The sequence below is a fragment of the Clostridium putrefaciens genome, assembly GCF_900461105.1.
Lineage (GTDB): Bacteria > Bacillota > Clostridia > Clostridiales > Clostridiaceae > Clostridium_L > Clostridium_L putrefaciens.
In genome coordinates this window covers 2,806,178-2,820,225 of record NZ_UFWZ01000001.1, presented here as the reverse complement: position 1 = coordinate 2,820,225, position 14,048 = coordinate 2,806,178, and the positions used below count along the sequence as shown (strand labels likewise).

Here is a 14,048-nt window from a genome sequence, read left to right as displayed (position 1 = left end):
TACTGGTATAGACATCTATAACTATGTAGATTATAATAATTTCAGGAGGGATTCTTATGATAGATAAAAGTAGTCCTATCCCTGCATATTATCAACTAAAAGAAGACATAAAAAAGAAGATATCCGAAGGAACTTGGTCAGTAGGTCAATGTATAGATAGTGAAAGAGAGCTTTCAAAAAACTATTCTGTTAGTAGAATGACGGTAAGACAGGCCCTTGGAGAATTAGTTCAAGAAGGCTTGATTGTTAGACAAAAGGGTGTAGGAACATTCGTATGTGAGACAAAGGTTAAGCAAAAAGATATGATGAGTTTTTCGGAAATAGTGTCTAGAACTGGAAGGACATTAGAAACTAAGGTGCTTCAATTCAAAGAAATTGATGCTAGTAAAGAATTAAAAGACATTTTTAATAAAGATAAGATATACATAATAAACAGAATGAGAATTGTAAATGGCTTTAGTATAGCTAACGAAATAGTATACATACCCTGTGATTATTTAGATATAAAAGATAAAGGTGAGTTAAATGGATCACTATATAAGGTGTTAGAAGAGGAAGGCTATAAAATAGTTAATTCTGAAACTTCCATACAAGCATTATTAATGGAGGATAAATACAAGAGGATATTTAATACAAAGGAATCAGTTCCTCTTCTTAAAACTTGTAGTAAGAATATGACGGCAGAAGATAAAGTTATTTTCATTGAAGAAGCGATTTATAGATCGGATAAATATCTATTAGAAGTTAATATATCATCAAAAGGTGGGGGGAAATTAAAATGAAGTTAATAATTGAAAAAGACTATAAGGGTATAAGCAAAAGGGCAGCAAAGGAAATTTTAAAGATTATTAATAATAAAGAGAATAGTATTTTAGGACTTGCTACAGGAAGTTCACCTATAGGCTTATATGAAGAACTTATAAAGTTAAATAAAGAGAATGTGGTTGATTTTTCTAAAGTTACAACTATTAATTTGGACGAATATATTGGGATTTCAAGTAACCATCCTCAAAGCTACAGATATTTCATGAATAACACATTATTTAATCATATAAACATAGATAAAAAGAATACTTATGTGCCAAATGGTAATGCTGAAGATATGAAAGTGGAATGTATAGGTTATGATAAAAATATAAGAGATTTAGGTGGAATTGATGTTCAACTACTAGGTATAGGAGGAAATGGACATATTGCTTTTAATGAACCTGATGAAGAGCTGATTTTAGGGACTCATGTTACAGGACTTACAGAAAGTACAATTAAGGCCAATTCTAGATTCTTTGATAGTGTTGATGAAGTTCCTAAAAACGCTATAACTATGGGTCTTGGTGAAATAATGAAGGCTAAAAGTATAATATTAATAGCTAGTGGGGAAGGTAAAGCGGAAGCTATAGCAAAGCTTTTTTCAGGAAAGATAACAACTAAGTCTCCAGCCACACTTCTTGCAGTTCATAATGATGTAACTGTAATTATAGATGAACAAGCAGCGTCTTTGTTGAATAAGTAAATATATTATTCAAGTTTTATTTAGGGAAATTTAGTCATATGACTAAGTTTCCCTAAATCATTATAAACTAAAATATTATGATGTATAAAAACTTAAGGATATAGAGAAAATGTAAGTATGAATATGAAAGTTTTAAAATCGGCACAAACTACAAAGAAAATATTGTATAATTAAGTTCTAATAAGATGTGGAAATTATGGTTTAACATATAAAGTAGATTAAAGTGATAAGTGATAAACATGGGAAAAATAGATGAGACTGGGGTTGGTAAGGGTTGGCAAAGACCAAAACAAATTATGTGTGTCAACAGTGTGGATATGAAACATTAAGGTGGCTTGGAAAGTGCCCTTCTTGTAATGCATGGGCAAGTCTTGTAGAAGAAGAAAAGGTTATACCTTCATCTGTAAATGAGCGTCATAAGATGGCATTTAGTAAAGAAAGTTTACCTAAAAATATAAACACTATAAAGTCTGGTGAACAAGAACGATATAACACAGGTATTGTAGAATTAAATAGAGTGTTGGGTGGTGGTTTAGTTAAAGGTTCACTTACGCTTATTTCGGGAGACCCGGGTATAGGTAAATCAACGCTGCTTATTCAAACTGCTAATAATATAGCAGAAAGCTATGGAAAGGTTTTATATGTATCAGGAGAAGAATCCGAAGAACAAATTAAAATAAGAGCTGATAGGCTAGGTCTATCATCACAAAATCTTTATATATTGTCAGAAACTAACCTTTCTAATATTGAAGTTCATATAGAAGAATTAGAACCCTCTTTTGTAATAATAGATTCCATTCAGACTGTATTTAAAGGTTCATTATCTTCAGCACCGGGTAGTGTTTCTCAGGTTAGAGAGTGCTCTAATGAACTTATGAGAATAGGGAAGATGAAAAATATACCACTTTTTATAGTGGCACATGTGACCAAACAAGGTGAGCTTGCAGGTCCTAAGGTTCTAGAACACATGGTGGATGCAGTATTATCATTTGAAGGTGAGAGAACGGAAGAGTTTAGGATATTAAGAACTATGAAAAATAGATTCGGAACAACTAGTGAAATTGGAGTTTTTGAAATGAAGGAAGAAGGCCTTATGGAAGTTTATGATCCTTCTAAAATATTTTTGCAAGATACTTCATTTAACCAGGAAGGATCTATAGTTGTAGGCACAGTTGAGGGGAGTAGACCTATATTAGTTGAGGTTCAAGCATTAGTAAGTGAATCTAATGCAAACTTCCCAAGAAGGACATCAGTAGGACTTGACACAGCAAGATTGAACCTTATCTTAGCGGTTCTAGAAAAAAAGTTTAAGATACCTTTTTATAAATCAGATGTTTATGTTAATGTAGTAGGAGGATTAAGTCTAGAAGGTACCTTTGCAGATCTTGGTATAGCTTTAGCTCTTATTTCTAGTGCTAAAGGTAAAAGTCTAAGTTTGGAAAAGGCATTATGCATTGGTGAAATAGGACTTACAGGAGAAATAAGACCTGTTATGGGATGCGAAAGAATAATAAATGAAGCCTATAAAATGGGCTTTAAAAATGTAATAATACCTGCAAGAAATAAAGAAAATTTAAAATCTAAAAATATAAACTTAATTTCAGCAAATAGCTTAAAAGAAGCGATAGATAAAGTTTTTTAGCTAAAATACGTAATCTTTAAATAATAAGGTTACTTAATAGCATTAAGGTGGTTATATGAGAATAGAAAGAGACAAAGAACTAAAAAATATATTAAAGATAATGGGGCCTGGAACACTTTTAAGGGATGGTTTAGAAAATATTTTAAGGGCTAAGACAGGAGGACTTTTATTATTAACAAATGGAGAGGATACTCTTAAAATAGTTGATGGAGGATTTACAATCAACTCTGAATATAATCCTTCTTATGTATATGAATTAGCTAAAATGGATGGTGCTATAGTTATAAGTTCTGATATCAAAAAGATATTATATGCAAATGCTCAGCTTGTGCCAGAACATTCAATAACAACTTACGAGACTGGAACAAGACATAGAACAGCACATAGAGTGGCTAAGCAAACAGGGTGCATTGTAATTGCTATATCTCAAAGGAGAAACATGATAACAGTATACAAAGGAGATATTAAGTATGTGTTAAAAGATAGTAGCATCATACTAGGAAAGGCAAATCAAGCAATACAAACCTTAGAGAGGTATGTAGCTGTATTAAATAAGGTAATAAGCAATTTGAATATTTTAGAATTTCAAGATATTGTAACCCTGTTTGATGTAGTAACAGTTATACAAAGAACAGAAATGGTAATGAGAATCGTATCAGAAATTGAAAAATATATATGTGAATTAGGAAATGAAGGAAGACTTATATCAATGCAATTAAATGAACTTATAAAATCTGTTGAAGAGGATGGTATACTTTTAATAAGGGATTATTGTAAATTAGGTTTAAATGAAAATGAAATATACAATGATATACAAATGCTAAGTTCAGGAGAAATGCTAGACTTAGATTTAATTGCTAAACTTATAGGCTATAGCGGGATAACATTAGTAGAAACACTGATATCATCTAGAGGATATAGAATATTAAATAAGATTCCAAGGATACCTAGTAGCATTATAGAAAACCTAGTTAAAAACTTTAATGAATTACAAGCTGTAGTAGAAGCATCCTACGAGGAATTAGATAAGGTAGAAGGTATAGGGGAAGCAAGGGCAAGGGCAATAAAAAACGGCCTTAGAAGAATAAAAGAACAGGTAGCTTTAGATAAGCAATTATAATATCACCCCCGCCTTTTTGTAGCAGGGGAGTTATTATCTAAGATGATACTTACCCAAAGTATTCATCCTATCATATTCTTTTAAAATTATATCATAAATGTTTAAATCTAAAAGATTGCATAAAGAACTTAGGTAAAATATATTATTACCCAATTCAGTTTCTATAACTTCTCTACAATCAGTACAAAGATTTCCGTCTAGATGAGTTTTAAAGCAGTCATTTGGGTCATCCATTGAATTTTCATCAGAGGGTAAACATTGCTTTTTGGCATTTATAGTTATACAGCCACAGCTTGTAACAGATTTAGCTATTGACCTATTAACTCTAGCTTCTGACTCTTGAAGCTTCGTAAGTACGTCTAAAATGCTCTTATGCCTTATAAGATATTCATCGACGGAGTTTTGGAAATCATCAAAAATTATATCTTTCATGTAAGTCTCAACTCCTTATTTTTTAACTATACTAGGTTGTTTAAGTTAATTATAGATTTTTTCAGACAATTTTGTCAATTAAGAAATAGACGGTGTGAATAGTTAAATCAGTTTATGCTTATATATTAACTTAGATACTAGCTTTTTCATAGGGGGATTAATATAAGTATTTATCAAAACTAAATAAGAGCATATAAGTAAAAGTGCAAAAAGTAATGAATATTCTATTAAATAAATAGGGTTTTATTGCAATGGAAAAAGTATTAATATATATTAATACTTAAGGGTTAGAATTACAACTTTTTGGCAACAATTTAGAAAGGGAGGTGAACGACTTGTTAAAAAAGGTTTTAAGATCATTATTTACAATAATAGGATTAGTGATTGGTTACTTCGTTGGTGTTTTATTACTTAAAACTGAGTATGTAAAAAGCAAGGGATATTTCAGTGGGTTTAATATTAATACAATATTATTTTTAATTCTTATTACTTTATTATTTGGATTTATATTATTTTTAATTTCACCATGGATTAATAATTTGATTTCTAAAGTAGTAGAATATACCGAAAGAAGTATGCAAAAGTTAACATCAATAGAAATTTTATTTGGAGCATTAGGGGCTATAATTGCACTTGTTATATCCTCACTTTTAGCTAGCGTTTTGAATACAACGTTAATTGGGAAGATGATTTATGCAGTTATAAATATAGTAGCAGCTGTATTTGGAGCTGATATTGCAATTAAAAGAAGAGAAGATGTGATGTCATTTTTTGGTGGATTTAGAAAGGCAACATCAGGAAGAGATAAAAAGAATAAGTTTAATAATAAAGCTACACCTAAGGTTCTAGATACCTCTGTTATAATTGATGGGAGAATATTTGATATATGTCAAACAGGATTTATAGAGGGAACTTTAATAATTCCTACATTTGTTTTAGAAGAACTAAGGCATATAGCGGATTCATCTGATTCACTAAAAAGAAATAGGGGAAGAAGAGGCCTTGATATATTAAATAAAATTCAAAAAGAATTAAATATTGAAGTTCAAATATCAGAAAAGGACTTTCCTGAAATAGCAGAAGTAGATAGTAAATTATTGAAACTTGCTCAATTTTTAGATGGCAAGGTTATAACAAATGATTATAACTTAAATAAAGTAGCTGAATTTCAAGGGGTAGATGTTCTTAACATTAACGAACTTGCAAATGCAATAAAACCAGTAGTTCTTCCAGGAGAAGAGATGACTATACAGGTTATAAAAGATGGTAAAGAATCTGGTCAAGGAATAGCATATTTAGATGATGGAACTATGATAGTTGTTGAAGGTGGCAGAAAGTATATAGGTGAAGTTATAGACGTAGTTGTTACATCTGTACTTCAAACTGCTGCAGGAAGAATGATATTTGCTAAAGAAAAGAATGCCTTTGAGAGGCAAAGTTAATATAAGTTTAAATTAATGAACTTTATAAATATAATGATACCCCTATTTTTATGTAGGGGTATTATTGTAATATAAAGTTATATATATTACATAGTAATTAGGTTATTAATTAAGGGGGAGATATCTATGGGTAAGGTTAATGCTCTTATAGTCGCTGGTGGAAAAGGTAAGAGGATGAATAGTGATAAAAGCAAACAATTTTTAAATATTCAAGAAAAACCTTTAATACATCATACTTTAGAGAAGTTTTCAATGTGCTCTGATATAGATGATATATATTTAGTGTTACCAGAGGATGAAGTTAGATATTTTGAGGGGGATATACTGAAAAGATATAACTATAGTAAACCTATTATTATTGTTAAAGGTGGTAGAGAAAGGCAGGATTCAGTTTACAATGGATTGGTTTCAATGAAAGATTGTGAAGTTGTGCTTATTCATGATGGCGCAAGACCTTTTGTTAGTGATGATATAATAAAAGATGGAATAAGATATGCATCTTTGTATGGTGGGTCCGCACCTGGGGTTAAGGTTAAAGATACCATAAAAGTTATAGACGAGCATGGATTTTCAAAGGCTACTCTAAAAAGAGACGAATTAGTAGCAATACAAACACCTCAATGCTTTAAATATTCTACCATATTAGAAGGACATAACTACATTAGAGAGAATAAGATATTAGTAACAGACGATACTGCTGCCTTAGAGATTATAGGTCATAAGATTTTCATTTATGAGGGAAGCTATGATAATATAAAAGTTACAACTAAAGAAGATCTAACAATTGCGGAGCTTATAATTAATGGAAGATAGCTATATAGTAGTACTTATATATAGTTTTCAATTATGATATAATTTAATTTGGATAGATTAGAAAATTTATATAGGCTTAAATGGAGGGGAATTATGAAATTATATAATACATTAAATAGAAGAAAAGAAGAATTTGTTCCTTTGACAGAAGGAGAAATAAAGATGTATGTTTGTGGACCTACTGTATACAACCTTTTCCATATAGGTAACGCAAGAACATTTATTGTTTTCGATACTTTAAGGAGATACCTTGAATATAGTGGATATAAGGTGAATTATGTTCAAAACTTTACAGATATAGACGATAAAATGATAAAAAAGGCTAATGAAGAAAAAACTACAGTAAAGTCTTTAGGGGATAAATATATAAATGAATACTACAAAGATGCTGATGCATTAAATATAGAAAGAGCTAGCTTTAATCCTAGAGCGACAGAACACATAGATCAAATAGTAAGCTTTATATCAGATCTTGTGGATAAGGGATATGCATACGAGGCAGATGGAGATGTTTACTTTAGCACAAAGAAATTTAATGGCTATGGCAAACTATCAGGACAAAACATAGATGATTTGCAGGCAGGAGCTAGGATAGAAATAGGAGATAAGAAGCAGGATCCTATGGATTTTGCTCTATGGAAAAATAAAAAAGAAGGGGAACCTGCCTGGGAGAGTCCATGGGGAATGGGAAGACCTGGATGGCATATTGAATGCTCTTGCATGGCACATAATATATTAGGTGAAACTATTGATATTCATGCTGGAGGATCTGATCTTGTATTCCCACATCATGAAAATGAAATAGCACAAAGTGAATCTAGAAGTGGAAAATCATTTGCGAATTATTGGGTGCATTCGGCCTTTATAAATATAAACAATCAAAAGATGTCAAAATCATTGAATAACTTTTTTACAACTCGTGATATATTGGAAAGTTATGATTCGGATGTGGTAAGATTTTTCATGCTTTCTGGGCATTATAGAACACAACTAAACTTTACTATGGAACTTTTAGATTCAGCGAAGGCATCGGTAGAAAGGCTTTATAATGCTATAGGTAATTTAGAAAGTCTTTTAGAAGAAGTAAATGAAGATAATATTAATGAAAAGGAAAAGGTATATATAGATCATATAAAGGGATACAAAGAGAAGTTTATGATGAAGATGGATGACGATTTTAATACTGCGGATGGAATATCTGTTATATTTGATTTGATTCGAGATTTAAATAGTAATCTAGATATAAAGTCGTCTAAATATATGATTAATTACGCTTTAAACCTTATAAGAGATTTAGGTTCACCACTTGGGATTCTTCAAAAGTCCACTAAGATGAATTTAAAAGAAGAAGTGGAAAAGTTAATTGAACAAAGGGAGAAAGCAAGAAGAGATAAGGATTGGTCTTTATCAGATAAGATACGAGATGAACTTAAAGACATGGGTATAGTTTTAGAAGATACACCCCAGGGAGTAAGGTGGAAAAAGTACAATTAGGCCTAGTGAATAACCATATAATTACTATAGAAATTTTTAGTGTTCTAAGGATTATATAGGGGGAATAAACAAATGAGAAATAAGAAGATTAAAATAAAGCCTATTCGAATAAAGGCAACATTTATAATATATTTACTTGTATTTCTCCTTTTATCAGTACAACTTTTTAGAAGGATGGTTATACAAGGTGAATTTTTGGGTAATAAGGCAGAAAGGCAATTTATAAATGAGGCTAAAATATCACCTAAAAGAGGGAGCATATTAGATAGAAATGGAAGAGAACTTGCCGTAAGTGCTGATGTATATAAAGTTAATTTAGATTTATTAGCCATGCAGGAATATTGTGTAAGATACAAAAGAACTAAAGAGGAAGTGTCAGAAGAAATCTCAGAAGCTCTAAGTATAGACAATAACAAAGTGATATCTATGCTTGATAAAACAGATAATAATGGTAGGCTATTAAGGGGGATGACTTTAGAAAGAAAAATAGAAAAGGATAAAATAGATAAGCTTAGAGAAATTAGAAAAACTAAAAGGTATAACTTCATGATAATCGAAAATGATTCTACAAGGCTTTATCCTAATAATAACTTTTTAGCTCACGCACTTGGAATAGTAGACTTAGAAGGTGAAGGCGTTTTTGGCTTAGAAAAGTATTATGATAAAGAACTGATGGGGTTGTCTGGTATAAGAATAGCTGAATTAGATAAAAATGCTTCGGAGTTGCCCTATGAAGATGTTGTTTATACAGAAGCTGTAAATGGTAAAGATGTAATTTTAACTATAGATGAAAACATACAATATATAGCTCAAACAATCGCAGATAAAGCCCTAAAAGATACTAAAGCTAAAGGCGTAACAATTATTGTAACCAATCCTAGAAATGGGGAAGTATTAGCTATGGTTAATAAACCAGACTTTAACCTAAATGATCCGAGAATGGGCATAGTGGATAATGAAAGATTGCAACAACTATGGAGAAATAAGGCTGTCAATGATGTTTTTGAACCTGGATCTACCTTTAAGATAACTACAATTTCTGCTGCGTTAGAAGAAAAGGTGACATTTGTCAATGATGACTTTTATTGTAATGGGTTTACTATAGTCAATGGAACAAAATTAAAGTGCTGGAAAGAGACTGGTCACGGGGCGGAGAAGCTAATAGATATCTTGGAGAATTCTTGTAATCCTGGATTCATAGAATTAGGTAGAAGAATAGGTCAAGAAAGACTAAATAAATATATATATGACTTTGGTTTTGGAAAACCTTCGGGTATAGATCTAACAGGAGAGGCATCGGGAATAATTAAGCCTACAGACCAAATGACTGATCTAGACCTTGCAACCATATCCTTTGGACAAACCGATGCAGCTTCACCTATACAAATATTAGCAGCACTAAACACCATAATGAATGATGGCATATACTCCACTCCACACTTAATGAAAGAAATTGTTGGTGCAGATAAAAATGGAGGCATAACGGTGTCTAAGCCTTATGAAGAAAAAAATCAAAGACAAGTTATAAGTAAAGTTACATCAAACTCAGTAGCTAAAATGCTAGAAGAGACTGTATCTAAGGGATCTGGTAAGCAAGCCTATATAGAGGGACTTGGAATAGCGGGGAAAACTGGAACGGCCCAAAAGGCTAAGATAGGTGGAAAAGGTTATGTAGAAGGTAAGTATATAGCATCATTTATTGGAGCAGCGCCTTATGATAATCCTAAAATAAGCGTTTTTGTAAGTATTGATGAACCAGAAGGAGAACATTTCGGAGGTGTTATTGCATCTCCAGTTGCTAAAGAGTTATTTCAACAAATATTTAATCAAATGGCTATTAATCCAGTAAAACAATAATTAAATTTAAAACCTAAGTATTTAATAGAGATTGTTAGAATAAGCAAATTAAACTTATGTAACAAGGAATAAAGGAAGATGATAATCATTTTCAATAAAGAAATAATGTGATATATTATTTAAAGGCAATAATTTACCGCGGCAATTCATTTATATGGAGGTATATTATGGCGAAAATGATGGGACCACGATTTAAACAGTGTAGAAGACTTGGGTTAAATGTTAGTGGTCATCCAAAGGCAATGAAAAGAGAAGCAAGGGGAACTAGTAGAGCGGATAAAAAGTTGTCTGATTACGGAGTTCAATTATTAGAAAAACAAAGACTTAGAGCTTATTATGGTGTCTTAGAAAAACAATTTAAAATATACGTAGATAAGGCTTTAAAAAGCAAAGAAATGACTGGAGAGGTTTTACTTGTAAGCCTAGAATGTAGATTAGATAACATAGTATATAGAATGGGTTTAGCGTCATCAATTAGACAATCAAGGCAGATGGTAAGTCATGGACATATAGAAGTTGATGGTAAAAAGGTAGATATACCATCCTATGCAGTTAATGTAGGAGAAGAAGTATCTCTTAAGGCATCATCACAAAAGATAAGTATATTCAAAGAGAACTTTCAAAATGTTTATTCACTTAGTTTATCTTATATAGAAAAAGATGAGGAAAACTTTAAGGGAAAGTTATGTAAGTTACCTGAAAGACATGAATTGCCAATAGAGATAAATGAGCAATTAATTGTTGAATATTACTCTAAATAAAAATTAAATAAAAAGAAATATTTAAAACTCTAAATTCATTATCCATACAAAGGATGAATTTAGAGTTTTTTTAATAAAACTATAAAGTTTATAATTATTGATTTGTTTTTACAGAGAAAAGTTAAATTATTTGTTATATTATCTAATAAAATTAGGTTAATGATATATTTTAGTTGAGATTATTGCAAATATGAGTAATAATTAGACTATCTAAAAGAATTCAAGGAGAATTAATATGGAATATTTAAAACACAAAAAGTATGATGTTAAAGAAGCAACTAGATTAAGTTCATTAACTTTAGCTCTAATAGGAGACGCAGTATTTGAACTGTTTATAAGAAATTACATACTAGAACAAAATGGTGAGCTATCAGCACACAAGATACATGTTAAAGCCATAGGATATGTAAAAGCAGCATCTCAAAGCAAAATAATTAATTTGATCAAAGAAGAACTAAGTGATGAAGAATTTTGTGTTTATAAAAGAGGACGAAATGCCAAGTCGCATACAATTCCTAAAAATGCTGAGGTTATAGATTATAAAAACGCAACAGGATTTGAGGCTCTTTTGGGTTATTTGTATTTAACAGAACAAAACGAAAGATTAAGTTTTATTTTAGAAAGATCTATAAAATTAGATTTGACGCTAAAAGTAGTTAAGGAGAACAGTAATGAGAGAAAATAAGATACATTTAGAAGATAAACATCAAGAAGTAAAAGAAAGAGAAGATTTAATAGAAGGAAGAAATGCGGTTATAGAAGTTTTGAAATCTGGGAAGACTATAGAACAACTATTAGTGGCAAAAGGTGATAAAGAAGGTTCAATAACATCTATACTAGCTATGGCTAAAGAAAAATCTATAGTAGTTAAAGAAGTTGATAGAAAAAAGCTAGATTCAATGTCTCAAACTGGGAGTCACCAAGGGGTTATAGCAATTGTAACGCCTTATATTTACAACACTATAGAGGAAATACTAGAATATGCAAAAGAAAAGAATGAAGATCCATTTATAATTGTTTTAGATGAAATTGAAGATCCGCATAATCTAGGATCAATAATAAGGACAGCAGAGCTATGTGGTGCGCATGGCATAATAATACCTAAAAGAAGAAGTGTTGGAGTAACTACAACAGTTTACAAGACATCAGCTGGAGCTGCAGAATATATGAAGATAGCTAAGGTTACAAATATTAATTCAGCTATAGATACATTAAAAGAAAAGGGTTTATGGATTTATGGTGCAGACATGAATGGTGATGAGTATAGTCATAAGGTGGATCTAGGAGGAGCTATTGCAATTGTTATAGGTAATGAAGGCAAGGGGATATCTAAACTAACACGTGATAAATGCGATGTGGTTGTAAGTATACCTATGGCTGGTAAATTAAATTCTCTTAACGCATCAGTAGCAGCAGGAATATTAATGTATGAAGTTTTAAAAAAGAGAATTGAAAAGTAATTGTGAAAATTATTTTTGTTGATGGTTACAATATAATCAATAGCTGGCCTACTCTTCGAGATATAAAAGAGTATAGTTATGAAACTGCAAGGCAAAATCTTATAGATTATATGCAAAATTACTCATCATTTAAAGGATATAAAATATTTTTAGTTTTCGATGCCCATAAGGTGAAGGGTTCTATAGAAAAGACAGAAAAAGTAGGAAATGTTATTGTAGTTTTCACAAAAGAAGGTGAAACTGCTGACAGCTATATAGAAAAGTCAGTAAATAACATAGGTCGAAAAACAGAGGTAGAAGTAGTTACATCTGATTCATTAGAGCAACAAGTGATTTTCCAAAGAGGTGCAATAAGGATATCATCCTTAGAATTTTATCACAAGTTAAAAAGTATGCAAGAGGAAGTAACATCTAGTTATAAAAAACATAAGTTTTCTAAAAAAAACCCCCTAGAAGATAGGATACAAAAAAATGTACTGGAAGAACTTGAGAAAATGCGTAGAAGCCATTGAAATAACTTGACTTAACGTGTTCTACTGGACTATAATTAAATACATGATGTACAGGATTTGGAGGGGGAACTATGGAAAATGGGGGCGTTATGTACAAGAGCACATCTTTATATAAGGATATGCTTGATGAAGAAATAGTAGCAGAGATAAAAAAAGGTGATTTAAGAGCCGAGGAATACCTTATAAATAAGTATGAAAATTTTGTGAAGATGAAAGCTAAATCTTATTTTTTGATAGGTGCAGATCGAGAAGATATATATCAAGAAGGCATGATAGGGCTATATAAAGCCATAAGGGATTTTAGACCCGATAAATTGGCATCATTTAAAGCCTTCGTAGAACTTTGCGTAACTAGGCAAATAATAACCGCCATAAAGACAGCTACCCGTCAAAAACATATCCCACTAAATACTTATATATCTCTAAATAAACCTATATATGAAGAAGAATCAGATAGAACATTATTAGATGTTATATCTAATATAAAGATAACAGACCCTGAAGAACTTTTAATAAGCAAAGAAGAGATGAATCGTATAGAAAAGGAAATAGGAAAGGTTCTCTCGGATTTAGAAATGGAAGTTTTGATGTCATATTTAGATGGAAGGTCTTACCAAGAGATAGCTTGCGATTTAGATAGACGTGCGAAGTCTATAGATAATGCTCTCCAAAGAGTTAAGCGAAAATTAGAGAAGTGTTTAAATAACAGATAATTTGCACAAAAAATATTGACATAGAAGAAAAATAGTAGTAAAATCAAAAAAGTGGTTAATCATATGTAGTTGAATAGAAACAGCTGTAATAGTATATTAAATATTATTTCGCACAAAGGATTAACCAATCTGTTTCTAAATTCAGTAATGTTGCCCATGTAGCTCAGTAGGTAGAGCGTCACCTTGGTAAGGTGGAGGTAGTCGGTTCGATCCCGATCGTGGGCTCCAATAAATAGGAATTACAACACACTAGGCAAAGTTTATTGCAAAATCTAATAAAGGATAGGAGGAA

At 31.1% G+C, this 14,048-nt stretch carries 14 protein-coding genes and 1 tRNA gene; 14 read left to right on the top strand and 1 reads right to left on the bottom strand.

The genetic code is table 11. The annotated features are described in order from the left end of the window. Nucleotides 1–56: 56 nt before the first annotated feature. From DY168_RS12975 to disA, 4 genes are all read left to right on the top strand, one after another. Entirely contained in the window at nucleotides 57–782 is a 726-nt protein-coding gene (locus DY168_RS12975; RefSeq protein ID WP_115642120.1) for a GntR family transcriptional regulator, read from the top strand. Further along, entirely contained in the window at nucleotides 779–1,510 is a 732-nt protein-coding gene (gene nagB / locus DY168_RS12970; RefSeq protein ID WP_115642119.1) for a glucosamine-6-phosphate deaminase, read from the top strand. Before DY168_RS12975 ends, nagB begins: the two co-directional genes overlap by 4 nt. A 274-nt stretch (nucleotides 1,511–1,784) precedes the next feature. Further along, a complete protein-coding gene (gene radA, locus DY168_RS12965) occupies nucleotides 1,785–3,152 on the top strand; it encodes a DNA repair protein RadA (RefSeq protein ID WP_115642118.1) in 1,368 nt (455 codons plus the stop codon). 55 nt (nucleotides 3,153–3,207) lie between these two features. Continuing rightward, nucleotides 3,208–4,272, top strand: coding sequence for a DNA integrity scanning diadenylate cyclase DisA (disA, locus tag DY168_RS12960; RefSeq protein ID WP_115642117.1), 1,065 nt, complete (start codon nucleotides 3,208–3,210; stop codon nucleotides 4,270–4,272). Between the two features lie 33 nt (nucleotides 4,273–4,305). On the opposite strand, the gene DY168_RS12955 is transcribed toward disA, so the two are convergent. Further along, nucleotides 4,306–4,704 carry a nucleoside triphosphate pyrophosphohydrolase family protein gene (locus DY168_RS12955; protein WP_115642116.1) on the bottom strand — a complete coding sequence of 133 codons (399 nt, stop codon included), beginning with the start codon at nucleotides 4,702–4,704 and terminating at the stop codon, nucleotides 4,306–4,308. A gap of 335 nt (nucleotides 4,705–5,039) precedes the next feature. Between DY168_RS12955 and DY168_RS12950 the strand changes: the two genes are divergently transcribed. The 10 genes from DY168_RS12950 (at nucleotide 5,040) to DY168_RS12905 (ending at nucleotide 13,984) form a co-directional block, all read left to right on the top strand. Beyond that, complete coding sequence (locus DY168_RS12950; protein WP_115642115.1) at nucleotides 5,040–6,146, top strand: PIN/TRAM domain-containing protein; 1,107 nt, start codon at nucleotides 5,040–5,042, stop codon at nucleotides 6,144–6,146. Between the two features lie 126 nt (nucleotides 6,147–6,272). Beyond that, nucleotides 6,273–6,959 carry a 2-C-methyl-D-erythritol 4-phosphate cytidylyltransferase gene (gene ispD / locus DY168_RS12945; RefSeq protein WP_115642114.1) on the top strand — a complete coding sequence of 229 codons (687 nt, stop codon included), beginning with the start codon at nucleotides 6,273–6,275 and terminating at the stop codon, nucleotides 6,957–6,959. Between the two features lie 93 nt (nucleotides 6,960–7,052). Continuing rightward, nucleotides 7,053–8,453 (top strand): cysteine--tRNA ligase, encoded by a 1,401-nt coding sequence (cysS, locus tag DY168_RS12940; protein ID WP_115642113.1) that lies wholly within the window; start codon nucleotides 7,053–7,055, stop codon nucleotides 8,451–8,453. A 72-nt stretch (nucleotides 8,454–8,525) separates the two neighbouring features. After that, on the top strand, nucleotides 8,526–10,310 hold the full coding sequence (locus tag DY168_RS12935) for a penicillin-binding transpeptidase domain-containing protein (RefSeq protein WP_115642112.1): 1,785 nt from the start codon (nucleotides 8,526–8,528) through the stop codon (nucleotides 10,308–10,310). Between the two features lie 167 nt (nucleotides 10,311–10,477). Next, the gene (rpsD, locus tag DY168_RS12930; RefSeq protein ID WP_115642111.1) at nucleotides 10,478–11,071 is read left to right on the top strand and encodes a 30S ribosomal protein S4; all 594 of its coding nucleotides are present in this window, start codon (nucleotides 10,478–10,480) and stop codon (nucleotides 11,069–11,071) included. 235 nt (nucleotides 11,072–11,306) lie between these two features. Further along, nucleotides 11,307–11,756, top strand: coding sequence for a Mini-ribonuclease 3 (locus tag DY168_RS12925; RefSeq protein WP_115642110.1), 450 nt, complete (start codon nucleotides 11,307–11,309; stop codon nucleotides 11,754–11,756). Then, a complete protein-coding gene (gene rlmB, locus DY168_RS12920) occupies nucleotides 11,743–12,531 on the top strand; it encodes a 23S rRNA (guanosine(2251)-2'-O)-methyltransferase RlmB (RefSeq protein WP_115642109.1) in 789 nt (262 codons plus the stop codon). Before DY168_RS12925 ends, rlmB begins: the two co-directional genes overlap by 14 nt. Before the next feature lie 2 nt (nucleotides 12,532–12,533). Further along, nucleotides 12,534–13,043, top strand: a complete 510-nt coding sequence (locus DY168_RS12915; RefSeq protein ID WP_115642108.1) for an NYN domain-containing protein — start codon at nucleotides 12,534–12,536, stop codon at nucleotides 13,041–13,043. Between the two features lie 71 nt (nucleotides 13,044–13,114). Further along, a complete protein-coding gene (gene sigH / locus DY168_RS12910; protein WP_115642107.1) occupies nucleotides 13,115–13,756 on the top strand; it encodes an RNA polymerase sporulation sigma factor SigH in 642 nt (213 codons plus the stop codon). A gap of 152 nt (nucleotides 13,757–13,908) precedes the next feature. Then, nucleotides 13,909–13,984, top strand: a tRNA-Thr gene (locus DY168_RS12905). Nucleotides 13,985–14,048 lie beyond the last annotated feature (64 nt).